The following is a 25238-nucleotide window of genomic DNA, read 5'->3' as shown; positions in this document are numbered from 1 at the left end:
GGCACTCACTCTCACCAAGAACGCGGCCGATAAATCCACGCAGGGCAAACGCACACACAAAAGTGAAGATAGCGTGCAGAAGAGAGTGAATGCATGATGTTTCTATACAAGCGTCAGCCCCTGCACGCCCAGAAGATCAAAAAACACATAGGTCAGCTTCAAAAGCACAGGGAAACCCAACACTTGGAGAAAGCATACCCCCCCCCGTATTAAATTTTCAAGCGAAAAACGCACATAATCTTCCATAAACCCACTTTGACATGCAGTATTCAACCAGTACTTGAACTTTTATTCACACACATTTCTCCCCTAAATCCCTCTGATACATCTTCCATAAACAACCTTCAGACGATGTTTTTCTCAAATTAGGGGGCAAAAACCAACATTAAGTTTTTTAAGAACCACCTATTCCCACTATCTATCCAACTTATTTCCCCGCGTATGTGCTTTTAAGCACCTGAGAAAACCTTCAGGTAAAAATCACTCAAAGAGGTACAGCTTTCCTCCACGCACAGAAGCCCCGCGAGCGCACACACTCGCGGGGCTTTTCCCTCCGTTACGTTCTATTCACGTTCTAGCGTCGACCCACGAACCAGTCCGACAGCTTATCGATACGCGCCTGAATCTGCTCAGCCGAAGCCTGCGCGACCGCCGGGCCGCCACAAATCTTACGCAGCTCATTGTGAATCACGCCGTGCGGCTGACCCGAACGAATCGACCACGCCGCCACATTCTTCGCCAGCTTATTGCGCAACTCCTTCAGCTGACGGTGATCCACCACCGATGGTGCCGCGGTTGCGGGGCGGCGTGCCGCGTGTTCACGCTGATGCGCGCGCAGCAGCGTACCGACCTGCTCGGCGTCCAGCAGCCCCGGAATACCCAGGAAGTCCTGCTCCTCCTCGCTACCCACGGCGAGGTTGCCGGAGGCGAACTCGGCACCGTCAAACAGCACGCCGTGGAAGGACGCCTCGGAGCCGAGCGCCTCGAACTTGCCGCGTGCCAACTGCTCGGAGGCGCGCTCCTCGCGGTTCGCTTCCTCAATCAGGTGGTCGTCCAGACCCTCGACCATGGGGTCGATTTCTTGGGGTGCGCCGCGGTCGAGGGCGTGGTCGCGCTCGACTTCCATATCGTTGGCCAGCATCATCAGCTGCGGCACCGAGGGCAGGAACACGGATGCGGTTTCGCCGCGCTTGCGGGCACGCACGAAACGTCCGATAGCCTGCGCGAAGAACAGCGGGGTGCTGGTGCTGGTGGCGTACACGCCCACGGCGAGGCGGGGCACGTCCACGCCCTCGGACACCATGCGCACGGCGACCATCCACCGCTGCATGCCCTCACGGAACTCATCAATTTTCGCGGAGGCTTCGCGATCGTCCGAGAGGATCACAGCGGGGTATTCGCCGGTAATTTTCTGCAGCTGCTCGGCGTAGGCCTTGGCATCCGCATGGTCGGTGGCGATGACGAGCGCACCGGCGTCGGGCACGGTGCGGCGCACCTCGGTCAGACGCTTGTCGGCTGCCGCGAGCACGGTCGGAATCCACTCGCCGTTAGGGTCGAGGGCGGTTCGCCACGCCTGGGAGGTAATATCCTTCGTGAAGCCCTCACCCAGGTTTGCCGCCATTTCCTCACCAGCGGAGGTGCGCCAACGCATCTGGCCCGAGTACGCCATGAAGATGACGGGGCGCACCACGTGGTCCTTAAGCGCGGGACCGTAACCGTACGAGTAGTCTGCCTTGGAGCGGCGAATACCGTCGTTATCGACCTCGTAGGTGACGAACGGAATCGGGGAGGTATCCGAACGGAACGGGGTACCGGTCAGCGCCACGCGGCGGGTCGCGTCATCAAACGCTTCACGCAGACCGTCGCCCCAGGAGAGGGAGTCGCCGGCGTGGTGAATCTCGTCAAAAATAACGAGGGTCTTCGTCGCCTCAGTGTTGCGGGCGTGTAGCTGCGGCTTATTCGCCACCTGCGCGTAGGTCAGCGCCACGCCCTTGTAGTGGCGGCTGATGGTCACATCCGCGTTCTTGAAGTTCGGGTCAATGGGAATGCCGACCTTCGCGGCGGCGTCTGCCCACTGCTTTTTCAGATGGTCGGTGGGCGCCACCACAATAAGCTGGCGGACCGTGCCGCGGTTGAATAGTTCCTTCGCGAGGGTCAGCGCGAAAGTGGTTTTACCCGCGCCGGGGGTTGCAACTGCCATGAAGTCGCGGGGGTTGGTTTCGAAGTACTTCTGCATGGCTTCTGCCTGCCAGGCGCGCAGGCTGACGGAAGTACCCCAGGGGGCGCGGTCGGGGTATGCCGGGGAGAGCTTCGGCTTCACCATACTGTCGAATAGGGTGGGTTCCTCTGCGGGTGCGCTCATTCTCTCCTTCTTCCTCGTCTGCCTCTGCTGTTGCGGCGGGTTAGGCTCGGGACGGCTGATGCCCGCCGGGCACAGCGAGGTTAAATTCTAGCACCACATCCGCGGGTTGGGCCGGGCTGTGGTGCAAGAATTTGGTGCTCGTCAGCAAAGTCTCATAAGCGGTGTTGGGCCGTTGAGTCTCGCTGTTGCGGCGTGCTATTTATTCGTATTTATTCAGGCGTATCGCCCAGGTTGTATCGCCCAGGTTGTATCGCCCAGGTTGTGTTGTCTGAAGCGTGTCGCCTGGCGCGTATTATTCGCCGGAGCCGTTGTCGCCGTCGTTGCCGGGTGCAAGGCCTTCGTAGATTTCCTTGCACTGGGGGCAGACGGGGAACTTCTGCGGGTCGCGGCCGGGTACCCACATTTTGCCGCAGAGGGCGCGTACGGGTTCACCGGTCAGCGCCGATTCGAGAATCTTTTCCTTGCGTACGTAGTGGGAGAAGCGCTCGTGGTCGCCGGGCTCAGAAAGCTGGGTTTCTTCGCGTTCGAGCAGGGCGGTGCCGCCTGCGGTTCCGGGGCCAAAGGGGTCTTCGATGCCTTCGATCGAGCTCATGTTTCTCCTTGATGATGAGGTGGGATACATAGGGTGAGGGGTGCCGCTGCACGGTTGGGTGATTGGCGCCTTCTCTATTTTAGTAGCAGTTGGGAGGTGCCGAGCCCCCGGGCGGTCAATATGGAGGCAGGCCACAGCTCAACCATAGGCTCTTAGGTATTGCGGTGAGCTTCTTTCCGTCAGAAGTTCGAGGCTAGAATTTCGGGCGGCATAGAAGCATAGAAAAGGGGTTCCGCGCCAGGCGTAGTACCTAACACGGAACCCCTCTCGTTTATTCCTGATGTGCTGGAGCTTCAACTCTTGTTAGTTCGCTTGGAAACGTGCCACGCGTTCCAGCATCTTGGAGCTGACCTTGTCGTAGCGGTGACCGCCCCACGCCACGCCGCCCACGAGCAGTGCGGCACCAATCAGCAGCTGAATCAAGCCGCCGAAGACGAGGGTCAGCATATCCTGCGTGCTGAAAATATACACGATAACGGAGATACCGCCGGGTAGTGCGCTGAGCATCACCAAAATAATGGTGAGCATCAGCAGTAGCTGCTTAGCGAAGCCCTCATTGTTCTTCGGGTTCTTGAACGGGTTAGCCCCGGGAGGCGCCACGGGCGGACTAATGAAGGTGTCCATCACGCTGCCCATGCCAGCCGCTGCGGCGAGCACGCCCAGCTGGTGCATCAGCACAATGGGGAAGAGCTCCAGGTGCCCATTTACCGCTGAGGCGACGAACACCATCACCACTACGATCGGAACCATCAGGATGCTGTAACCCCAAAGACGGCCGATGCGGTCATCAATACCGCGCAGCGGAGAGAGTACGTGCAGGCTGAATGCAGTGTTGTCGTATGAGACGAGGTAGCACATGTAGTAGCCGGTGAAAACGGTGCAGAAGTACATCCAGAATCCGAAGAGCTGCATGACGCCGCTATTGATAATCTGGTTGGCTTCAGCCGCGTTGATGCCATTAAAATCAACATGAGTTTTAACGGACCCTACAGAGCTCAGGAACAGCGGCATGCCCACCGTCAGTATCAGGTAAAGCATGGCGGTGCTTACGGTTAGCAACTGCAGACGGTTGTCTTTCATGAATGAGTGCAGGGTTCGTGCTGCCACGGCGCCACGCGGGGTTGCGGGGAACCGTGCAAACAGGCCCAAATCGCCTGCAGCGACTTCGGCAGCGCTGGCGTGGTGGGCGCTACCGCCCACATTCGCCATGGAGCGTGCCAGGTTCTTACCCCACAGCCACCAACCGCCGACCAGGTAGACGAGGGTCAGAGCCAGGCAGCCAAGGGCGGCGCCCATATTGCCGCTCGCCATAAAGTAGGGCACCGCAAACGCGGAGCCGAAGGGGGTCACGCTGAGCCACGGCAGGTAGGGCAGCACCTCTTCCCAGTGCTTGGTCAGGTAGGTTATCGTTCCACCGAAGATAAAGCCGGCGCTCATCATCAGTAGCATGGCAACGATCATCAGGGTATTGGCGATGCGCGGGTTATCGTTCAGCGCCATGCCCAGGCGGTTAGCGAGGCGCGCCCACACCATGAGGTTCGCAAGGCCGAGCACGCAGCAGATGAGGTACACGACCAGCGCGAGCGGCTGCGATATAAACGCGATCGCGCCCAGCAGCACGGCAATGATGCTGGCAATGCCGGGGATACCCACGAACCCGCCGAGGAACTGGCCCTTCTGCAGGGTGGAGGGTTTGATGGGGAAGAGCACGAATCGGCTCTCGTCCAGGGTGCCGTCCAGTCCGCTGAAGAAGATAGGGACGATAGCCCAGGCGAGCGCAATAACCGCGCCTACCAGGAGGGTTCCGAGCTGACCGTATTCGGGTACCTCCGAGTTAGCGATAACGTATGCGGAGCCGAGGCCGAAGAGCATACCGCCCGCATAAAGCGCCGCAAAAATCAGGCCGATGAGCGCCCAGATGCTTCGGCGGAAGGAAGCGAGCACATACTGCCACTTTAGTGAGACGAGGTGCCCAACCATGACAATCCTTCCGAGGAGGTGCGGCCACCGACCAGCTGCACAAATCGTTCTTCAAGGCTCACGCCGGCGCGTACTTCGTCGACGGTTCCGGCGGCGAGAATACGGCCGGAGTCCATGACGGCTACGTGGTCGCACAGGCGCTGCACAAGGTCCATCACGTGCGAGGAGATAATGACAGTTCCGCCGGATGCGACGAAGCCGCGCAGAATGTCCTGAATATTGGCGGCAGAAACCGGATCGACCGCCTCGAAGGGCTCATCCAGAATCAGCACGGAGGGTGCGTGGACAAGCGCGGCGGCGAGCGCAATCTTCTTGGTCATACCGGCAGAGTAGTCGGCGACGGCGCGGCCCGCAGCGTCGGTCAGGTCCATGGCCGCGAGCAGATCCTTAACGCGGGAGGCGACGGTTTCCTTATCGATTCTGTGCAGGTAGCCGGAGTAGGTGATGAGCTGCTCGCCGGTGAGCTTGTCGAAGAGGTGCACGCCGTCGGGCAGTACACCCAGGTGTGCCTTGGCTTTGAGCGGGTCGGCCCACATGTCGATGCCGCGCACGTAGGCGGTGCCTTCGTTGGGCTTGAGCATGCCGGTGACCATGGAGATGGTGGTGGTTTTACCGGCACCGTTGCGGCCGACCAGTCCGTAGAAGGATCCGGAGGGGATATCCAGGTTGATGCGGTCGACGGCGACCTTCTGACCGAATGCCTTGGTGAGGCCGCGGATTTCGATGGCGGGGCGGGCGCCAGCGGTCGGTGCGGTCTGCGGGGTGACGGGTAGCTGCGGTGCTACCGATGCGGGAACTACAGCTTCTGGAGCTGCAGGCTCAGGGTTTACAGCTTCCGGGGCTACAGATTCGGGGACTATAGCTTGAGGTACTGCCGCGGCGGGGGTTGCCTCTACTGCGGTCTCTTGTACCGGGCTGGTCTCTTGTACCGGGTTCTGCGGTGAACCTGGTTCTTGCGGATTCGGGTCCTGGGAAAAATGACTAGTGTTCATATTGTCACCCTATCACCCCTTGTAGAAAGGTCTATAGGGTTTGGCGATAAAACCGGCATATTACGCATCTGTCATGCAGTATATGGACATTCCGGAGCTCTATTTGTAGCGTTCAGCCACGCTATCTGTCAGGTTGGGCTGGTCGCTCTCCCCCACCCCGAACCCGCTCTCAACAGCAGACGCAAAACGGGCTACCGCCCACCCAGCAGCACGAGTGCAGAGGTAGACGATAGCCCATCCGTATTCAAAGTTTCAGCCGGTTAGACCGGCTCAGCTCCCTTCGCGAGCTGTTTTGAGAACAGCGCCTTTTAGAACAGCGCCATGGTCAGTGCCGCACGCGCCTTCACGGTGCGCGGGTCAGATGCACCCACCACGTCGAAGAGCTGCACGAGGCGCTCGCGCACACGCGCCTTATCGTCGGGACCTACCGCGCTGAACAGGCGCAGCAGACGGTTGTAGGAGTCCTCCACGTGGCCGCCCACCAGATCCAGATCTGCTACGTTGAATGCCGCCTCAATGTTCATGGGGTCTGCCGCGGCGGCCGCACGTTCGGTTGCCATGTTCAGGTCCTTCACGCGGGCGAGCAGTTCAACCTGTTCCAGGCCGAGCTTCGCTTCCTTATCGCCGGGGTTCTCGGTGATTGCCTTGCGGTATGCGGCGCGGGCGCCCTCCAGGTCGCCGCGGTCGAGGGCGGCGACGGCTTCTGCGTGCAGGGGTGGCAGGGGCTTTTCGTCGTCGGGAACGACCGGGTCGAAGCCGCCGGGCAGCTGGTACTGTGCCGCGAGCTGCAGAACCTGGGAGAGCACATCGCCGAGGTCTTCTGCGCTGACCGGGCCGGTGTAAATCGGTGCCGGGCGGCCCGCCAGAACGGCAACGCCCGCGGGCACGCCGCTCACGCCGAATGCCTGGGCAGCTTCGGGGAGCTTGGTGACGTCCACGGCGGCGCAAATCATGGTGCCTGCGGCGGAATCAACAAGCTTCTGCACGCCTTCGAGCATCTGCAGGGAGGAGGGCGAGTGCGGCGCGTAGAGCGCAAAAATCACGGCGCCCTGGTTGGAGAGCTGAACGAACTTCTGGAACTCTTCAGGGGTGTTGACCTCGTAGCGCCAGGTGGGAGCGGAGGGGGTCTGCTCGCCACCCTGTTCGCCAGCAGACTGTGCCGCGTTGGGGTTCAGTTCCATGGCGTTGCGTACGGAGGCGGGAATCTCCTGCGCTGCACCACCCTGTGCGACATTACCCTGCGCCGCGTTCTGGGATGCGCCGCGGTCTGCCGGATCAAAAATAATGCTCATCCTGGGCTCCTTTACGTTCTGTATCTATTGTTGCGTGCGGGCTAGACCCTTCACGCGTTCCTTCCTCTATTATCTCCACAACGCGCCGTTGCGAGCGCCCGTTCTCTGTCGCCTACGCTCTGAGCTCATGCCGGGACTAGCGCTTAGACTAATTCTTGAACAGCGCGCAGATACCTCTCCCACATGCACTCCCCTGTCCTTGGGATTCACCGTGGACGCCGTAACAAAGTAAACCAGCCGGTAGAATGGCACAGTAGAGAAAAAATACCCGGAATGATCCGGAAAGGAAGAGCATGAGCGAGAAGAAAGCCTCAGCAGCTCACGAAGAGACAACATCGTCCCACGAGCCGCGCAAGAAGGAATCCCTCACCGATCAGCTAACGGAGACCTTCAGCGAGCTGACCGAAAGCATTAGCCAGGTGCGTTCCAACCGCCGCCGCGCTTCTATGCCTCCTACGGATACCATTCCGGTGGTTCCCGCCGCTTCTGAGGACGCTCCCCCGGCGCCGAAGGTGGTCGGTAACGGCAAGACCTCCATGATGCACAACCCGGTTGCGTTCGGCTTCCTCATGACCGTTGGCGTTGGTTTGGCGCTCTTCGCCTACTACATTTTCAATAATGTGGGTGCCCTGGTGGGTTGGGTGACCGGTGCTATTTTCATTGCTTTGGGTCTGGACCCGATTGTGCGTCGCCTGGAGTCGTGGGGCATTAAGCGCGGTATCGGTGTGATTGCTGTGCTTGCTGGTTTTGCTGGCGCCGTGACCGGTCTGGTCATGACCATTGGCCCGATTATTAGCGAGCAGGCGTCTAAGTTTGTTCAGTACGCGCCGGGTATCTATCAGAACACGATTGATTCTGATTGGTACCACGAGCTTGATCAGCGCTTTGATATCAGCACCTGGGTGAATGAGAACATCCCGAAGTTCTTGGAAACGACTTTCTCTTCGTCTCAGGTCAATAGCTTCATGTCGAGCCTGGTTTCTGCGGGTTCTACTCTGGCGCAGAGCGTGACCGGCGTGATTATTGTGCTGTTCCTGTCTCTGTACTTCCTCACTTCGATGGAAACCATCAAGGCGTGGGGTGTTCGTCTGGCGCCGGCGTCTAAGCGTGTGCGCGTCAAGTACATTACCGACAAGATTACCGAGTCGGTGGGTAACTACGTGATGGGTCAGGCTCTGGTTGCTGTTCTGAATGCTTTTGTGGCGTTCTTTATTATGCTGTTTCTGGGCTTCAGCTTCCCGCAGTTGATGGCTTTGGTGGTCATGATTCTGGCGTTCATTCCGCTGGTTGGTGGCGTGATTGCGCTGATTTTGACCTCGCTGATTCTGCTGACTCAGGGTTGGAGTCTGGCGCTGTGGTTTGCGGTGGCGTACTTCCTGTACTTGCAGGTGGAGGCGTACCTGATTTCTCCGCGTATTATGGCTCGCGCTGTTTCGGTTCCTGCCGGTGTTGCGATTATTTCTGTGGCTGCCGGTGGCGCGCTCTGGGGCGTGCTGGGTGCGCTGATTGCTATTCCGGTGGCGGCTTCCATGCTGATTCTGGTGCGTGAGGTGTTCATTCCTCGCCAGGACCAACTGTAGTCACCGCCCAGTTGTAGTCGCCTCCCAGCTGTAGAGTCCCCTCTAGGTTCTCTACGCGCTCACGGCTCTTCCACCGAGCAGGCGTTTAAGACATAAGGCGGCGGCTTTGGATGTTCTATCCAAAGCCGCCGCCTTGATATTTTTATGCAGTGTTTTTACGCTGTGTTTTTATGCCAAACCTTTAGAGCTCAGTGATTTCTTCTGTCACCGGGCCATTGTATTCGGTGGGCAGCTCAGTGGGTACACCGGTCACGATGCTGACCACGGTGTTGAGGACCTGCTGCACGGACTTCTCGCCCACCCACAAGTGCTTGCACCCCTCAAAGGGAATCACCCGAGTACGCGGTACAGCCGCAAAACGCTCACGCGCTGCCGGAGGCTGCAGGTAGTCGTCGTGCTCGGGCACCAGCGCGTACAGCGGGTTCGAGATCTTGTTCCATTCGTCCAGCTCAGCCGGGTGCACGCGGTGCAGCGGCGGGGAGAGCAGAATAGCGCCGGTGAACTCGTTCGCGTATTCGGGCGCGTACTTGAGCACCAGCTCGGTGCCGAAGGACCAGCCGACCAGCCAGGGGTTCGGCAGGGCGCGCTCGCGTACGAACTTCAGGATTGCGTCGAAGTCCTTCTTCTCGGCAAAGCCGCCGTCAAAGACGCCTTCGCTGGTGCCGCGAATCGAGGAGGTGCCGCGAGTGTTGAAACGCAGCACCGCAATGTTCGACAGCGCCGGCAGGCGGAAGGACGCCTTCTTGTACACGTGCGAGTCCATGTAGCCGCCGTGGGTGGGTAGCGGGTGGAAGGTCACCAGGGTTGCCTTGACTTCGCCTTCGGGCAGGGCGAGTTCACCGACGAGGCGCTTGCCGTCCGCAGTGGTGACGGTAAAGTTCTCACGGCGTGCCGGAAGCACAGTACGTGCCTTAATGGGGGTGGGCTCAGCGGCGGTGCTGAAGACGTAGCGGGCGGGATCAAATTCCTGCGCGCGGGTGATATCGGCGGTGTTGCTCATTGCGTTCCTTCAAGAAATGGATTCGAGAATGTGGTTTTGGTCAAGAATGTAGTCTTAGGCTGCACCTTAAGTGCAGTGTTCAGCCTATTTGCGGCGGGTGCGCCAGCAATGCTGATGCCAGTGCCTGCGCTCATCAATGGCGCGGCTACGGCCCATCGTGTGGCTTTCCTGCCACACCACCAGGTGCGCTGTTCTGGGCGGAATCGAGCGGTAGCATTCGGGGCAGGTGTAGGTTTTTTGGGCGTTGACGGCGGGAATGTATTGCACCAGCCAGTCACCGTATCGGTCACGTTCCAGTCGAGGTGCAGGGTCGAGGATCCTGCTGATATCACGCCCTGCGGGTGCTTGACGGTGCCACTTATCGCTGGTGGTGCCGGATACTCGCCTGCCGGGATGATTCTTACGTGCCATGAGCCCTATTCTACCGCGCTGCTCAGCTATCTCTATCTACCTACCCTGCCGCTGTTCGCTCTGCGCTCTTCCTCATACTGGCGTGGTACTCATGCTGAGGCGGTACTCCCCCGCTCTGTGCCGCACCTCCCTACTGTGCCGTACTTCCCTACTGTGCCCCCGTACCGCGACCTGTACCAAGCTCAGGTTCCCTAGCTCATACCCTCACCTGCTAGAGCCAAACACTCGTACCTGCTAGAGTGGACGGATGCGTATTGTCATTGCTGAATGCTCCGTAGATTATGAGGGCCGCCTCCGCGCCCACCTGCCCCGCGCTACCCGCCTGCTGATGGTCAAGAATGACGGCTCCGTCCTCATTCACTCCGACGGCGGTTCCTACAAGCCCCTGAACTGGATGAGCCCTCCCTGCTCCCTGCTGGTAGCTGAGCGTGAGGACGTTCCGCAGAGCATCCGTGAGGACCTAGAGTCCGATGTTCAGCAGCTGTGGACCGTTCAGGCAGCTAAGAGCGATGACCGCCTCATGATTCGCATCTACAAGATTGAGCACGAGCACGCCACCGACCTGGGTGTTGATCCCGGCCTCATCAAGGACGGTGTGGAGGCTGATCTGCAGCGTCTGCTCGCAGAGCAGATCCACACTCTCGGTGAGGGCTATTCGCTGGTGCGCCGCGAGTACCCGACCGCTATCGGTCCGGTAGACATCATGGCGAAGGATGCGCACGGCGTCTCCGTGGCGGTTGAGCTCAAGCGTGTGGGCGATATTGACGGTGTGGAGCAGCTGACCCGTTACCTGGAGTTGCTCAACCGTGACCCGCTGCTGGCACCGGTGCGCGGCGTATTTGCGGCACAGACGATTAAGCCGCAGGCACGTACCCTGGCTGAGGACCGCGGTATCCGCTGCGTGAGCCTGGACTACGATGCGATGCGCGGCGTGGACGACTCCGCTGACCGTCTGTTCTAGCTGACCGTCTGTTCTAAACGGCTCTAGGCTAAGCAGCTGCACATAGCTTGAGGGGCGCCTCCCGACCATGGGAGGCGCCCCTTTTCAGCCCATCATCTTTCTGCCCGCGCTCTTTCGGCGCACGCGTTCTTTCTGTGCACACTCTCGTTCTGCGTAAACAATCTACCCCCGGATACACCAATCGCCGGTGCCCCTCCCCTTTCAGGGTGGAACACCGGCGAGGTGTACACAGTGGCTAATTCCCGCTGAGGGGAACCAGCTTTAGATCTGTGCGTGCTTTGCAACGATGGTCACGTGATCGTTCGAGACGGTCAAGAAACCTGCGTTGAGGATGGTCTTAATGGGCTCACCATCAACGGGTTCAATGAGCAGCTCGCCGTCCTGTGCCAGCAGCGTGCAGGTGGGGATCATGCCCGGCAGGATGCCGAGGTCACCGCTGACGGAGCGTGCACGAACGTACTTCGCTTCGCCAGTCCACACGACGCGTTCGCGGGAAACAACTTCAACTTTCAGAGCCATGATTACTTAGCTCCAGTCTGTGCCTTGATTTCCTCGTAGCGGCGCATAACGTCGTCCATACCACCAATGTTGTAGAACGCCTGCTCGGGGATGTGGTCGACATCGCCGTTGCAGATCATCTGGAAGGACTCGATGGTGTCCTTCAGCGGAACGGTCGAACCCTCGACACCGGTGAACTGCTTTGCAGTGTAGGTGTTCTGGGAGAGGAACTGCTCGATACGACGTGCACGTGCCACGACGATCTTCTGCTCCTCGGAGAGCTCGTCCACACCCAGAATCGCGATGATGTCCTGCAGTTCCTTGTTTTCCTGCAGAATAGCCTTCACACGAATTGCGGTGTCGTAGTGCTCCTGACCGATGTACTGTGCGTCCAGAATTCGGGAGGTGGAGGACAGCGGGTCAATTGCCGGGTACAGACCGCGCGATGCGATTTCACGAGAGAGCTCGGTGGTCGCATCCAGGTGCGCGAAGGTGGTTGCCGGCGCCGGGTCGGTGTAGTCATCCGCAGGCACGTAAATTGCCTGCATGGAGGTGATGGAGTGACCGCGGGTGGAGGTAATACGCTCCTGCAGCAGACCCATTTCGTCCGCCAGGTTCGGCTGGTAACCCACTGCGGAGGGCATGCGGCCCAGCAGGGTGGAAACCTCAGAACCTGCCTGAGTGAAACGGAAGATGTTGTCGATGAACAGCAGCACGTCCTGGTTCTGAACATCGCGGAAGTACTCCGCCATGGTCAGACCGGTCAGTGCCACGCGCAGACGGGTTCCCGGGGGCTCATCCATCTGGCCGAACACAAGAGCGGTGTCCTTCAGAACGCCTGCTTCTTCCATTTCGACCCACAGGTCGTTACCCTCACGGGTACGCTCGCCAACACCGGTGAACACGGAGGTACCACCGAAGTTACGAGCCACACGGGTAATCATTTCCTGGATCAGCACGGTCTTACCCACGCCTGCACCACCGAACAGACCAATCTTACCGCCCTTGATGTAGGGGGTCAGAAGGTCGATGGACTTAATACCAGTCTCCAGCATTTCGGTGGAGCCTTCCAGCTCTGCGAAGCCGGGAGCGGCACGGTGGATCGGCCAGTAGGTGTCAGCCTTGATCTCGGAGTTCGGCACGTCGAGTGCGTCACCGAGAACGTTGAAGATGTGGCCCTTCACGCCGTCACCAACGGGGACGGAGATCGGTGCGCCGGTGTCGACTACAGCCTGACCGCGGACCAGGCCGTCAGTCTGCTGCAGGGAGATAGCGCGAACGATCGAGTCGCCCAGGTGCTGTGCGGTCTCGAAGGTGATGGTGCGGGTGCGACCGTCGAGGGTCAGCTCGGTGGTCAGAGCGTTGTAAATCTCGGGGACCTGACCGGCGGGGAACTCGACGTCGACCACGGGGCCGATGACGCGGGCAATACGACCCGTTGCGCCCTGAGTCGGTGCGGAGACCGATTCGTTGTAGGTGGCAGTCATATTTCTCACTTACTTAGAAAGTTTGGACAGTTGATGGCTTCGTTGGCGTACAAGTACTAGGAGCCGAGGGCGTCTGCGCCGCCCACGATTTCGGAGAGCTCCTGAGTAATTTCCGCCTGACGTGCGTTGTTCATCAAACGGGTGTACTTGGTAATCAGCGTCTCAGCGTTGTCACCTGCGGTCTTCATCGCGCGCTGGCGGGATGCCAGCTCACTTGCTGCTGCCTGCAGGAGGCAGGAGAAGATACGCGATGCAATGTAGCGCGGCAACAGCGCGTTGAGCACTTCCTCGGCGGAGGGCTCGAACTCGAAGGATGCCGCCTGCTCGTACTCAGCCTTGGTCAGTTCCTGGTCGGGAACGATTTCCTCGCCCATAGCCTTTGCGTCACCCACGTGGATGGGCAGCAGGCGCAGGATCTTGGGTTCCTGAACAACCATCGACTTGAACTCGGTGTATACGATGTGCAGTTCGTCCACGCCGCCCTCTTCGAAGGGCAGGTCGTAGGCTTCGAGCAGCGCGTCACGAATTTCGACGGCAGTTTCAACACGAGGTGCATCGGTGTGCCCCTCCCACGCACGGGCGTAGGGGCGCTCACGGAACTCGAAGTAAGCCTTTGCCTTACGGCCAACCAGGTACAGCTGTACCTCCTGGCCGTTAGAGCGCAGCCTCTCAATCAGAGATTCGGTACGACGCAGGATAGCGGAGGAGTACGAACCTGCCAGACCGCGGTCACTGGTAACAACCAGGATTGCGGAGCGACGGTGTTCGTAGGTTCCGAACTCGTGCGGCTTGTGAATCAGCGGGTGCTTAATACCGTGCTGAGTCGCAACCGCAGTCACCACGCGGGTCAGAGCGTTCGCGTAAGGGCCGGCTGCCTGAGCAGCGTTACGAGCCTTGTTAATGCGGGAGGTCGCGATCATCTCCATCGCCTTGAAGATCTTCTTCATAGACGACGTCGAAGCAATCTTCTGTCGGTAAACCCTAATCTGGGCTCCCATAGAGCTTCCTTTCTCCTTGCTTTCTGCCCCGCCCCAGCCTCATAGCTGAGGCGGGGAGAAGGCGAGGACTAATCGCTAACCGATGGTTTCCTGAGTGATGTCGCTATCGCGAGCTGCCTTGTGCTCCTCGTGACCTGCGTCGACGAGGTGGCTGCTGCCCTCAGACTTGAAACCCTGCTTGAAGTCAGCAACTGCGGACTTCAGAGCTGCAACGGTGTCATCCTCAAGCTTGCCGGAGGAAGCGATATCGGTCAGTACCGAGGTCTTGTGACGCAGGTACTCGATGAAGCCTTCCTCGAAGCGCAGCACGTCGGAAATCTCGATGTCGTCGAGGTGACCGGAGGTACCAGCCCAAATGGAGACAACCTGCTCTTCAACTGCGTACGGGGTGTACTGCGGCTGACGCAGCAGCTCGGTCAGGCGAGAACCGCGGGTCAGCTGTGCCTTGGTTGCATCGTCCAGGTCGGATGCGAACATTGCGAACGCTTCCATCGAACGGTACTGTGCCAGCTCCAGCTTCAGGGTACCGGAGACCTTCTTCATAGCCTTGGTCTGTGCGGCACCACCAACACGGGAGACGGAGATACCGACGTCGACTGCCGGACGCTGGTTAGCGTTGAACAGGTCGGACTGCAGGAAGATCTGGCCGTCAGTAATGGAGATGACGTTGGTCGGAATGAAGGCGGAAACGTCGTTTGCCTTGGTCTCAATGATCGGGAAGCCGGTCATCGAACCTGCGCCGAGGTCGTCGGAGAGCTTAGCGCAACGCTCCAGCAGGCGGGAGTGCAGGTAGAAGACGTCACCGGGGTATGCTTCACGTCCCGGCGGGCGGCGCAGCAGCAGGGACACAGCGCGGTATGCTTCTGCCTGCTTCGACAGGTCGTCGAAGATGATGAGGACGTGCTTGCCACCGTACATCCAGTGCTGGCCGATAGCCGAACCGGTGTAGGGTGCCAGGTACTTGAAGCCTGCTGCGTCAGATGCGGGAGATGCCACGATGGTGGTGTACTCCAGCGCGCCGCGAGTCTCAAGGGTGTGGCGGACAGCTGCAATGGTGGATGCCTTCTGGCCAACAGCCACGTAGATGCATCGAACCTGCTTCTCGGGGTCACCGGAAGCCCAGTTGTCCTTCTGGTTCAGAATGGTGTCGATCGCAATAGCGGTCTTACCGGTCTGGCGGTCACCAATGATCAGCTGACGCTGACCGCGACCAATCGGAATCATCGAGTCGATTGCCTTCAGACCGGTCTGCAGCGGCTCGTGAACCGACTTACGCTGGGTCACGCCGGGAGCCTGCAGCTCCAGTGCGCGGCGACCTTCAGCCTCAATGGGGCCCAGGTCATCGATCGGGTTACCCAGGGGGTCAACAACGCGACCGAGGTACGCGTCGCCAACGGGCACCGAGAGGACCTCACCGGTGCGGTGTACGACCTGGCCCTCTTCAATACCGGTGAAGTCACCCAGGACGATCACACCAATATTGCGGGTATCCAGGTTCTGTGCGAGGCCGAGGGTGCCGTCTTCGAAACGAAGCAGCTCATTCGCCATAACCGAGGGAAGGCCCTCGACACGAGCGATACCGTCGGAGGCCGATACAACTCGACCCACCTCAACACGTTCTGCATTGCCGGGTTCGTAAGACGCTGCAAACTCGTTCAGCGCATTACGGACATCTTCGGCATTGATGGTCAGTTCGGCCATCTTGTGTCCCTGCTCTCTCATTGTGGTTGCGTTCCGTCAACGGAACCAACCGAAACTTGCAATTCGGGTTGAACGGGCGGGCAATGCCGCCGCTTCTGCGAAGGAGGCATCTGCCACGCACCCGCTACCCGAGGTATCTTCTAAATCACCGTTGCGACGAACGGTTCAGCGTCGCTAGCTTGAGCCGCTAGCCGATGGAACGAGCCAGGTCGGACATGCGGGTCTCGACGGTACCGTCGATCACCTCGTCGCCCACCTGAACACGCAGACCGCCCAGAACGGCGGGGTCCACCGAAACGTCGAGCTTCAGCTCACGGCCGTACACGGCGTTGAGCGTGCGACCGAGACGTTCAAGCTGTGCCTGCGACAGCGCAATCGCGCTAGTTACTCGCGCAATGTAACGGTTCTGTCGCGTGACGATGATTTCTGCGAACTCATCGGCTACCCGTGCAGCGTGACGGCCGCGGGGGTTGGAGCCAACTCGTTCGAGCAGAAGCACACCTTCGGCGGTGGTGGCGGGGCCACCGAGCGCCACGGCGAGCTTCTTCTTTGCTTCTTTGCTTGCCTGATGGTCGGACAGCGCTTCCTGCGCCTGAGCGTTGGAATCAACGGTACGCACAAAGGTGAGTAGTTCGTTGAGTACCTCGTCCAGGGCGTCCACGCCACCGCGAGACTGAGCCGATGCGGTCACGGCGAGCACTGCTGCACGCTCCAGGGCATTCGCCAGATCAGCATCATCGGACCAGCGCTGAGCCACCGCACTGGTGAGCACAGCCATAGCCTGAGAAGAGATCTTGCCGCCGAAGACGGTGTTAGCGATACCCTGACGTGCTGCTGCATCACGCGAAGAATCGGTGACAGCACGGCGCAGGGTGCCGTTGTGGTCGAGAACATCAACCACAGCGAAAAGCTCGCTCGCCAGGTTCAGGGGCTGCAGGGAAGCGTGAGCTTCCAGCACCTCTTCCACCTTGCTCAGTGATTCAGTAGATACTCCTGCCATTACCGAGCCGCACCTGCGTTCTGCTTCTCGGTTTCAAGGTCAGCAAGAAAACGATCTACCACACGGGCCGATCGCTCATCATCGTTGAGGGCTTCGCCCACAATCTTGCCGGCAAGGGTCGTAGCAAGAGTGCCAACCTCGGAACGGAGGGACACTGCTGCTGCCGCACGCTCTGCCTCGATAGCCTTTGCTGCATTATCGCTAATGCGCTGAGCCTCAGCGGTTGCACGCTCGCGAGCATCGGCAATGATTGCCTCGCCCTCTGCGCGTGCCTCTTCACGAATCTTCTGAGCCTCCAGTCGAGCGCTTTCGAGCTGCTGGGTGTACTCATCGCGAGCCGCTGCAGCCTCTGCCTGTGCCTTCTCGGCCTTGGCAAGGCCACCTTCGATTGCTTCCTTACGGTCCTGGTAGATCTTCTCGAACGCCGGGACAACGTACTTAGCAACGATGTAGTAGAGGATCAGGAATCCGATGAGGGTAATGACAATTTCCCCGACGTCGGGAATCAGGGGGTTCGAAGTTGCCTCCGCTCCCCCTTCGCTTGCCAGATAAATCATGGAGGGAATCCTGTTCTATGGGATGGGTCGTTTAGGATGTGGCAGAGCCGGTTACTTGATGAAGACGAGAACCAGGCCCAGAATTGCCAGCGCCTCGACCAGTGCGAAGCCCAGGAACAGCATGGGCTGCAGGGTCTTCTGGGACTCGGGCTGACGAGCAACGCTGGTCATGTATGCCGCGAAGATCAGACCCACGCCGATGCCGCCGCCAATAGCTGCCAGACCGTAGCCAACCGCAGTGATGGAACCAACCATTATTTTTCCTTTCAACAGTGTTCGACCGGGAACATACCCGGACCGAACAGAGTTTGATTTGAGTTAATAGCCCGCACAGTGAACGTGTGGGTTGCTTTATTCACGCCCAATGACGAACGCGAAAACCTAAAAAACTAGAGAGTTTAGTGTCCCTCGGAAACCGAGCCCTGCAGGTACACAGCCAGCAGCAGAGCGAACACATAAGCCTGGATGCACTGAATCATGAATTCCAGGAAGTACAGGAACAGGCCCAGAGCACCGGGAGCAATAGCAGCCAGGTAGCCGATACCACCCAGGGTCTCAACCATGTAGGTCACCATGCTGGATGCAACCATCAGCGCCAGGTGACCACCGAACATGGTCGCGAAGAGACGTAGCGCGTGAGTTGCGGGACGAATCAGCAGGTTCGAGAAGAACTCGATCGGGATCAGGATGGGGTAAATCCACACCGGCAGACCCGAGGGCATGGTGATGTCCTTGAAGAAGCCGCCCAGGCCCTTGCGCTTGATACCAACGCCAACCCAGGTCAGGTACGCTACGCCAGCCAGCGCGTAGGCGCTACCGGGGTGCGAGAAGGTGGGCAACTGAACAAACGGAATCGAACCGTAGAGGTTGTTCACCAGAACGAAGAAGAAGGAGGCGAACAGAATCGGCACGAACGGCTTGTAGTGCTGTACGCCCAGGGTTTCCTTACCGAGGGAGTTACGAGCAAACATGTAGCCGGACTCAGCGATGAACTGAGTCTTGCCGGGAACCATGGCGCGCTTACGTGCTGCGGTGAGGAAGAAGACCGCGATAATCACCACGGACAGCAGAATCAGTACGTTCTGCTTACCGAAAGCGAAATCACCAATGGTGAAGAAGGGTGGCAGATGCATGTCTTCGGGGGTCGGCGGCACATAGGCTTCCGCGAGGATCAACCCGTTCTCGATCAAAGCAAGTCCTTTCTTGCTACTAGTGGCTATCAAGAGCCCATGTCTGCCTATAAACGACTGACATGCTAACTACATGGATGAATGTGTGACCTGGCGGTCCGCGTTCAATGACCTAACGGTCTTTATTCTGCCTGGTCATGTGGGTAAAGACGAGGGTCAAACCTCCAATAGCGCCAATCAAGACGCCAACCCACACCAGCCAGGTGGTGGAGAAGACCAGGTCACCGAGGTAACCGATGCCTCCCCACACTGCTACACCGATGATCAGATAGAGAATCGACATGACTGCACCGGAGAGACCTCCGTCAGATACCAATTCTCCGGTGGTGCGGAGCTTTTTATCTCCGTCCCACCACTTCTTCTCTTCGGCCAAACGTTTTTCCTTTCAAACACCGATCGTGTTACCGACCATGGTCTTCCGAGTCGGTGTCGAAGTACAAAATTCTCAGTCGTGCGATGCTAACTGTTTCAATAACAATCCACAGAATCACGCCGGTACATGCGCCTGCGAGAGTCCAACCGTGCCTCAGATTCTCGGGGAACGGCACAAACATCAATACCAGACCGAGCAGAGCAATCTTCACGAGGTAGCTCACCACCAGCGATTTGGGTACACCCCAGTCGAAAATGGGAGCAACCAACATAACCAATACGCCCAGAGTGAAGCATATATAGATTATCAGAAAGCCCAATGTTATTCCTAGCGCGCCCACGGGGCCCGCAAACAGGTACGCACTCATCATACCGCCCAACCAAGCCAGCAGAGAGTAAGCCGATACCCTGTAGAACAAAAATTTCCAGGAAAGCTCTTGACTCTCGAAAGAAGAGGCCTTCAAACCTGCTTGAGCACGCTCTCGGCGGTGTTTCTGCTGCTTCTTGCGCTCCGCCGGCGGATACCACAGAACGTCCACCACGCGCCTCCAGAGAGGCTCTGCAGGAGCCTGAGATTTAGGCTGCTCAGAAGCCATTAGTGTTTCTCCCCACGGTTGCGATGAGAAGAAGGCTGAACAGAGGAGCGAGCAGCAGAAGAGCTATCTGCACGGTCTTTCACGGAATCCGGCATGATCGGCTCCGGATGCAGCGAGGTCGGCTCTACGTTCTCAGGAGTCGCCGGAACGCCAGTCGCCGAGGTCAAAGAGCCGGTAGCAGGCTCTGCAGTTGCCGACTTCGCCTTCGGCGCCGAACCCTTCGAATCCGCCGCAAAGCGCTTCGACAGGTCAATCGCAGAAGTAGGTGCCTCACCGCCAAAGAGCTGCGGCATACGCAGGTACACCACCAGCACGGCAAGAGCCACAAGAACCACACCAACAGCCGCCAGCACGGCGCCCGAAGCAAACAAATCAGAGGCAAACGCCAGCAGCACCCACACCAGAATGGTCGTACCGGTCACCACGGCGGTCGAACCAAGGTGGCTGAAACCAACATCCGTCAGACGCTGATAGGTGTGAGTGCGGTGCGGCTTGTACCACTGCTCCCCCGCCATAAAACGACGGAACAGAGTCGTACCCGCGTCCGCCAGATACGTCATCAGCGGAGCAAAAGCCAACAGGAACGGAACATCCGCAAACCACGCGCCCACAGCCAACGTGCCCAGCGCCGCGCCCAAAACATAAGAACCCGCATCGCCCAAAAACACGTTCTTACCAGGGCGCACATTCCACGGCAGGAACGCCGCAAAAGCACCGGCAACAGCCACACCAGCCAAAGCCAGCCACGGAAGGTTCACCATCCAACCGGTCAGCGCATACGCCAAACCAGCCACCAGACCGTGAGCACCAGAAATACCGTTAATGCCGTCCATAAAATTCGCCACGTTAATGTAGCCGGCAACAAAAATCGCGCCCAGAATCAGCAGCAGAATGTTCGTGCCCTGCACCGTCGCAAAGCTCACGCTCACCAGTACGCCAATCACCAGCTGCAGGCCCGCACGACGCACAATGCTCACGCCGCGAATATCCTCAAGCCAGCCCAGGGCAAGAGCACACAGAATCGCCGCGGCAATCGTCACCGCCAGCTGCAAAGACTCAGCAGAACGGTACGTCCAGCCGAACAGGGTAGCCGCCACAAACGCCACAAAGGTCGCAGCCGCAGTCGCCAAACCCATACCGCGGTAGGTCGGAGCAGTATGCGAAGAACGCTCATTAGGAACATCCACCATGTTGTAGCGGTGCAAAATCGGGCGCACCGCAAACGGCAAAAGGGCACCCAAAACAAAAGCAAGAGCAAAAATGCTCAACAGCTCAGAAAAGGAGGTCATACCAGCTCCAAGGCATTGGCGCCGCTCCCCTGGACGCAAGCTCCAGAATTGCAGCTAAGGGACGATGTGTGCGTAGTGTGTGTGTGTTTACTTCGTATTCTATAGAACTCTTCAGTAGCCCGGGACTAAACATTACAGATTCTCTCCATACGTTCTGCATATTCTGCGTCCTGAAATGTTCTACACCCGAGAAAGAGAAAACACCGGATACCGCACCCGCCACGCAAGTGCAGCATCCGATGTCATTCCCTAAAGATTAGAACGTCTGCGCATCCGCCAAAGTACGCGGATCAGGGGCACGCTCCAGGCCATGACGCTCATAGCCACTGTGCTCCCGATAGTTCTGAATCCACAGCTCATAATCGAGCTCATCAGGGTCAAGCGCCGGAGCACTCGACCGGGAAATATACCGGTTCTCCTCACTAGGTACCAGCTTCTCGGTACCGCCGAAGAGAGCCTCATCCAGCTTCTCACCCTTGCGAAGACCAATCTCCTTGATCTCCACGTCATACCGCTCATACGCCTGGCGCATCGCCTTCGCAACGTCCAGGATCTTGACCGGCTGACCCATATCCAGCACCATGACCTCACCCGGGCGACCAATCGCACCGGCAAGCATCACCAGCAAGCAGGCATCGGTAATCAGCATGAAGTAACGGGTCGCGCGCTTATCCGTCAGGGTAATCGGACCACCCGAGAGGATCTGCTTCGTAAAGAGCGGCTTAATCGAACCGCGCGAACCAAACACGTTGCCAAAACGAACCGACACGTAGGTATTGCCGGTCTTCTCACCAAAGTACGCAGTCAGACGCTCCGCCACACGCTTGGACTGACCCAGCGCAGTCTTCGGATCCGCAGCCTTATCGGTCGACACGTTCACGAAGGTCTTCACGCCCACCGCCTCCGCGGCACGCAGCACGTTCAGAGTACCCAGAGAGTTCGTCTTCCACGCCTCCTGCGGGTACGCCTCCAGCGCCGACACATGCTTCAAAGCTGCAGCGTGGAACACTACCTCGGGGCGACGGTCACGGAAAATCTCCAGCAGGTTATCACCCTCACGAATATCAGCCAGGATGATGCGGTCATCGTCCAGGCTCGACTCGTGAGTAATCGAAACCTTCGTCTCCATCAGCAGAGTCTCATCATGATCAAGCATCATGAGGGTCTCAGGCTCAAACTCGCTAATCTGACGGCACAGCTCAGAACCAATCGAACCGCCCGCACCTGTGACCAGCACGCGCTTACCGTGCAGGTACGAACGCAGAATATCGCGGTCAATATCGTAGTTAATCTCACCACGAATCACGCGCATCAGGTCGTTATCGCTCGCGGTAATCAGACGCTCACCCATCAGTCGAGCATTCGCGCTACTAATACGCTGAACCTCAACCTTAAGCTTACGCATGCGGTTGCAGAAGGACTCGAAGTAATCCTCCGACATATCCGAAATCGTCACCAGAATCTTACGGGTACCCGACTCACGAATCACCTGCTCCAGCTCGCGGTACGTCGTAATCACCGAAATGCCGTGGAACTTCGTACCAGCCTTCAGCTGATCATCGTCGAAGACCGCAACCGGGCGAAGCTTCGCATCCTCATCGTGCAGCATCGAATCCATGACCATGCCGCCAATAAAGCCGGCACCGTACACAATCACCGGTTCACCGGTCAGCTCACGCACAGCACCGCGCTCAGTGTACACACGCTTCGCCATGCGAGCGCCCGCCATCATAATCAAGCTAAATGCCGCCGCAATCGCAGGCACACTATGCGGCATATGGGGCAGACCCAACAGCTCATCCACAAAGGAGAAAGCAGTCAACGCCGCACCCGCGCTCAAAGCAGCCGCGCCGGCACGCCAGGACTCGTCAAACGAACCGTACGAATACACGCCGTTATAAATCTTCACACCCGCCAGACCAATGACCAGGTGCAACACCACAGCCAACGTAGCGGTCATCGTCAACGACGCCGGGTGAATAATATCGAACACCGAACCGTTACTGAGCAGCACACTATAGCGGAGCATGTACGCGAACAAAACCGCCAGCAGCCACGCGCTCGAATCGATCAGAGCCTGCGCAATCAGCCACCACGGCTTACGCTCATACAGGCGGTTCACCAGCATCGTGCCAGAGTCACCCTCCGTCACCATCGTGCCGCGCTGAGCCGCCTTCCGCATCACCACATGAGCGTGAGGTTTCAACTGAGCCACTACATGCCTCCTTCAGATGCGGTACCAGAAGAACGAGAAGAAGCACGAGCCGTCAAAGACGACAACGCACGAAACGCCGAACGGCGCGCCTGCTCAGGAACAAAACGGTACACACTACGCACCGCCATATTCTGAGCCCACTGAAGCTTAGAAATACCGTGACCGGTGTACAGTCGACGCTGAATCGCCACATCCTGCAACCAGGCGTCCACTCCCCCGCGCTTCGTGTACGCGCCCGCACCCACGCGGTAACGCACCAGAGCCTCAGGGATATTACCCAGACGATAGCCGGCATCGCGCAGACGCATCCACAGCCACCAATCCTCAGCGCCGGGCACGAACTCGTAACCGCCCAGCTGCTGCACGGCACTCTTCACGAACGCCACGGACGGGTGATAAATCGGGTTACGCGAATCCATCGCGCTGAGCAGACGCGCAGAATCAACAATCGCCTCGCGGGTCGACTCCACCGAAGTATTGCTCTCATTCACCTCAAGCATGGCAGAGCCCAGCACCGTGTAGCCGCCCTGCACCAGGGCAGGAATCAGACGCGCAAAACGAGTCGGCTCAGACAGATCATCAGAATCAGCACGAGCAACCAGCTCATACAAACACGCCTGCAGACCGGCGTTCAGCGCCTCCGCCAAACCAACATTCTGAGCCAGATCCACCACCTGAATCGGCGGGCAATCCAGATTCTCGGCGCGTTGAACCCAGCGGTCCACCACGGCATCCAGCTCGGGGGTCAGCGGACCATCCTTCACCAAAACCAGCTCGGAAGGACGCACCGTCTGGTTCAGCAGATTCGACTCCAACGCCTGATCCAGATAGGAGGGGTTCTCCTTCGCGTACACGCTCATCAGCACCGAAAAATCGGGTACGGAGCTCACGCAACCGCGCGCCTTCTCAGACTCAACGGCGTTAGCAGTAGCCGGCACGCCATAGCGGCCGGGGAAAGTCAGCGGGTAAATACCCTCAAGCACCTGGCGGTTCGGGGTGGGTGCCCGCAAACCGTCACGCACACCATCGAGGAAATACCCCAGGTAGGTGCGGCGATCATCAGTACGCAGAACAGTAGAAATCCACAGGCGCGCCGAGGAGCCACCGTAGAGCAGCTTCTCCAGCGGGTTCAGGGTACGCGAACGGGTGAAGACCCACAGCTTATTACGCACATCGTTATAGAAACGCGGGCCCGGGTCAGCGTTCGTCGTACCAAAAGTCTTCGTGTGGTGCTTAGCCACAGAGGACGGCACCGCAATGCCGTCGCGGTGATGAATCAGACGGGTCGAAAACTCGAAGTCGTCATTCCAGATGAAGAACTCAGCAATCGGCAGGCCACCGTTGCGGCGAATCGCCTGCGCATCCATCAGAATCGACACGAACGAGGCGCTACGAATCGGGCGGGCACCCACAGCCTGCGCACGAGCATGACGCTGCCCCCCCGCCGCAAACATGGTGCGCGGGGTGTTCATCGGGTGGTCCTCACCGTTCGTCCACACCACACGGGACGCCACCACCGCGGGGCGCTGCGAAGGCACCGGCGAATAGTTCAGCCAGGCGGCAACCGCCTCCGACAGGGTGTTCTCGGTTGGCTCGGTGTCATCATCCATAACCCACACCAGGTCCGGGTTGTGGCGTTCCAGGGCACGGTCAATGCCCACCGCAAAGCCGCCAGCACCACCCATGTTCTTCTCCAGGCGGATGCAATCCACCGGCAGCTCATAGTCCAGGGTGCGCAGATACTCGGCAGTACCGTCCGTGGAGGCGTTATCAACAATCACCACCGCCGCAGGCACACGCTCACCAGAAGCGATACCAGCGAGGGTCTTCGGCAGCAGGTCCTCACGGTTATAGGTCACCACCACGGCGACCGTGCGGGGATACTCGTTCAAAGAATCAGGAGAAGAAGACTGTTCGGAAGAAGGCTGTTGGGAAGAAGGCTGGGCAAAAGCGGTCACGTCGCTGTACTTTTCTGCCATAAGTTCTCCCTCCACGGCGCGATGCGCCTGAATCAGCCGGTACGCGATATAGCCATCCCGTGCTAGGCGCTTCTGGTGTTTCTCGCGCCCGCGGCATTCAACCGTGTGGATATATCACTCAAAGAAAATATTCTACCTGCGGTCTCCACTAGAGAGTGAACCATCACCCCAAAAGGCGCACTTTAT

The 25238-nt window shown here is 58.8% G+C and carries 23 protein-coding genes; 2 read left to right on the top strand and 21 right to left on the bottom strand.

Features of this window, described 5'->3' with window-relative positions:
• Positions 1-102 precede the first annotated feature (102 nt).
• The 6 genes from HMPREF2605_RS09585 to HMPREF2605_RS06365 form a co-directional block, all read right to left on the bottom strand.
• Positions 103-246 (bottom strand): hypothetical protein, encoded by a 144-nt coding sequence (locus tag HMPREF2605_RS09585; protein ID WP_210401041.1) that lies wholly within the window; start codon positions 244-246, stop codon positions 103-105.
• Positions 247-574: 328 nt separating this feature from the next.
• Positions 575-2362 (bottom strand): DEAD/DEAH box helicase, encoded by a 1788-nt coding sequence (locus HMPREF2605_RS06385; protein ID WP_049354840.1) that lies wholly within the window; start codon positions 2360-2362, stop codon positions 575-577.
• 292 nt (positions 2363-2654) lie between these two features.
• A complete protein-coding gene (locus tag HMPREF2605_RS06380) occupies positions 2655-2954 on the bottom strand; it encodes a DUF3039 domain-containing protein (RefSeq protein WP_005506434.1) in 300 nt (99 codons plus the stop codon).
• Between the two features lie 303 nt (positions 2955-3257).
• Positions 3258-4934, bottom strand: a complete 1677-nt coding sequence (locus HMPREF2605_RS06375) for a transporter (RefSeq protein WP_070687940.1) — start codon at positions 4932-4934, stop codon at positions 3258-3260.
• Entirely contained in the window at positions 4910-5926 is a 1017-nt protein-coding gene (locus HMPREF2605_RS06370) for an ABC transporter ATP-binding protein (RefSeq protein WP_070847432.1), read from the bottom strand. Before HMPREF2605_RS06370 ends, HMPREF2605_RS06375 begins: the two co-directional genes overlap by 25 nt.
• 308 nt (positions 5927-6234) lie before the next feature.
• Positions 6235-7218 carry a tetratricopeptide repeat protein gene (locus tag HMPREF2605_RS06365; protein ID WP_070847430.1) on the bottom strand — a complete coding sequence of 328 codons (984 nt, stop codon included), beginning with the start codon at positions 7216-7218 and terminating at the stop codon, positions 6235-6237.
• A gap of 293 nt (positions 7219-7511) precedes the next feature.
• Here HMPREF2605_RS06365 and HMPREF2605_RS06360 point away from each other — a divergent pair, with 293 nt between their 5' ends.
• Complete coding sequence (locus HMPREF2605_RS06360) at positions 7512-8798, top strand: AI-2E family transporter (RefSeq protein WP_070847428.1); 1287 nt, start codon at positions 7512-7514, stop codon at positions 8796-8798.
• 181 nt (positions 8799-8979) lie between these two features.
• Here HMPREF2605_RS06360 and HMPREF2605_RS06355 read toward each other — a convergent pair whose 3' ends face one another.
• Together HMPREF2605_RS06355 and HMPREF2605_RS09300 are read right to left on the bottom strand one after the other, a co-directional pair.
• The gene (locus HMPREF2605_RS06355; RefSeq protein WP_049357681.1) at positions 8980-9798 is read right to left on the bottom strand and encodes an alpha/beta hydrolase; all 819 of its coding nucleotides are present in this window, start codon (positions 9796-9798) and stop codon (positions 8980-8982) included.
• Positions 9799-9882: 84 nt separating this feature from the next.
• Positions 9883-10209, bottom strand: coding sequence for an ATP/GTP-binding protein (locus HMPREF2605_RS09300; protein WP_080975040.1), 327 nt, complete (start codon positions 10207-10209; stop codon positions 9883-9885).
• A gap of 247 nt (positions 10210-10456) precedes the next feature.
• On the opposite strand from HMPREF2605_RS09300, the gene nucS reads away from it, so the two are divergent.
• A complete protein-coding gene (gene nucS / locus HMPREF2605_RS06350) occupies positions 10457-11170 on the top strand; it encodes an endonuclease NucS (protein WP_005506450.1) in 714 nt (237 codons plus the stop codon).
• Positions 11171-11431: 261 nt separating this feature from the next.
• Here nucS and HMPREF2605_RS06345 read toward each other — a convergent pair whose 3' ends face one another.
• The 13 genes from HMPREF2605_RS06345 to HMPREF2605_RS06285 all read right to left on the bottom strand — a co-directional run bounded on the left by HMPREF2605_RS06345 (position 11432) and on the right by HMPREF2605_RS06285 (position 25052).
• Entirely contained in the window at positions 11432-11689 is a 258-nt protein-coding gene (locus tag HMPREF2605_RS06345; protein WP_049340652.1) for a F0F1 ATP synthase subunit delta/epsilon, read from the bottom strand.
• 2 nt (positions 11690-11691) lie between these two features.
• Positions 11692-13155 (bottom strand): F0F1 ATP synthase subunit beta, encoded by a 1464-nt coding sequence (atpD, locus tag HMPREF2605_RS06340; protein ID WP_005507810.1) that lies wholly within the window; start codon positions 13153-13155, stop codon positions 11692-11694.
• 56 nt (positions 13156-13211) lie between these two features.
• A complete protein-coding gene (locus HMPREF2605_RS06335) occupies positions 13212-14153 on the bottom strand; it encodes a F0F1 ATP synthase subunit gamma (protein WP_049340654.1) in 942 nt (313 codons plus the stop codon).
• 75 nt (positions 14154-14228) lie between these two features.
• On the bottom strand, positions 14229-15854 hold the full coding sequence (gene atpA / locus HMPREF2605_RS06330; RefSeq protein ID WP_005506458.1) for a F0F1 ATP synthase subunit alpha: 1626 nt from the start codon (positions 15852-15854) through the stop codon (positions 14229-14231).
• 187 nt (positions 15855-16041) lie between these two features.
• Positions 16042-16854, bottom strand: coding sequence for a F0F1 ATP synthase subunit delta (locus tag HMPREF2605_RS06325; RefSeq protein WP_049347483.1), 813 nt, complete (start codon positions 16852-16854; stop codon positions 16042-16044).
• Positions 16854-17411: a F0F1 ATP synthase subunit B gene (locus HMPREF2605_RS06320; RefSeq protein ID WP_049326923.1), complete on the bottom strand. Its 558-nt coding sequence runs from the start codon at positions 17409-17411 to the stop codon at positions 16854-16856. Before HMPREF2605_RS06320 ends, HMPREF2605_RS06325 begins: the two co-directional genes overlap by 1 nt.
• A gap of 51 nt (positions 17412-17462) precedes the next feature.
• Positions 17463-17666, bottom strand: a complete 204-nt coding sequence (gene atpE / locus HMPREF2605_RS06315) for an ATP synthase F0 subunit C (RefSeq protein WP_005506461.1) — start codon at positions 17664-17666, stop codon at positions 17463-17465.
• Between the two features lie 143 nt (positions 17667-17809).
• A complete protein-coding gene (atpB, locus tag HMPREF2605_RS06310) occupies positions 17810-18601 on the bottom strand; it encodes a F0F1 ATP synthase subunit A (protein WP_049347485.1) in 792 nt (263 codons plus the stop codon).
• A gap of 112 nt (positions 18602-18713) precedes the next feature.
• On the bottom strand, positions 18714-18974 hold the full coding sequence (locus HMPREF2605_RS06305) for a hypothetical protein (RefSeq protein WP_049347487.1): 261 nt from the start codon (positions 18972-18974) through the stop codon (positions 18714-18716).
• A gap of 28 nt (positions 18975-19002) precedes the next feature.
• Positions 19003-19569, bottom strand: coding sequence for a hypothetical protein (locus HMPREF2605_RS06300; RefSeq protein ID WP_052265079.1), 567 nt, complete (start codon positions 19567-19569; stop codon positions 19003-19005).
• Complete coding sequence (locus tag HMPREF2605_RS06295) at positions 19569-20858, bottom strand: MraY family glycosyltransferase (protein WP_049358658.1); 1290 nt, start codon at positions 20856-20858, stop codon at positions 19569-19571. The genes HMPREF2605_RS06300 and HMPREF2605_RS06295 overlap by 1 nt, the downstream gene beginning before the upstream one ends.
• A 256-nt stretch (positions 20859-21114) precedes the next feature.
• On the bottom strand, positions 21115-23073 hold the full coding sequence (locus HMPREF2605_RS06290; RefSeq protein WP_070847427.1) for a polysaccharide biosynthesis protein: 1959 nt from the start codon (positions 23071-23073) through the stop codon (positions 21115-21117).
• Entirely contained in the window at positions 23073-25052 is a 1980-nt protein-coding gene (locus HMPREF2605_RS06285; RefSeq protein WP_070847424.1) for a glycosyltransferase family 2 protein, read from the bottom strand. Before HMPREF2605_RS06285 ends, HMPREF2605_RS06290 begins: the two co-directional genes overlap by 1 nt.
• Positions 25053-25238 lie beyond the last annotated feature (186 nt).

The organism is Rothia sp. HMSC065C03 (genome assembly GCF_001837295.1).
Taxonomy (GTDB): domain Bacteria; phylum Actinomycetota; class Actinomycetes; order Actinomycetales; family Micrococcaceae; genus Rothia.
The sequence above is the reverse complement of the archived record's forward strand: the minus strand, read 5'-3'. Positions and strand labels throughout refer to the sequence as shown.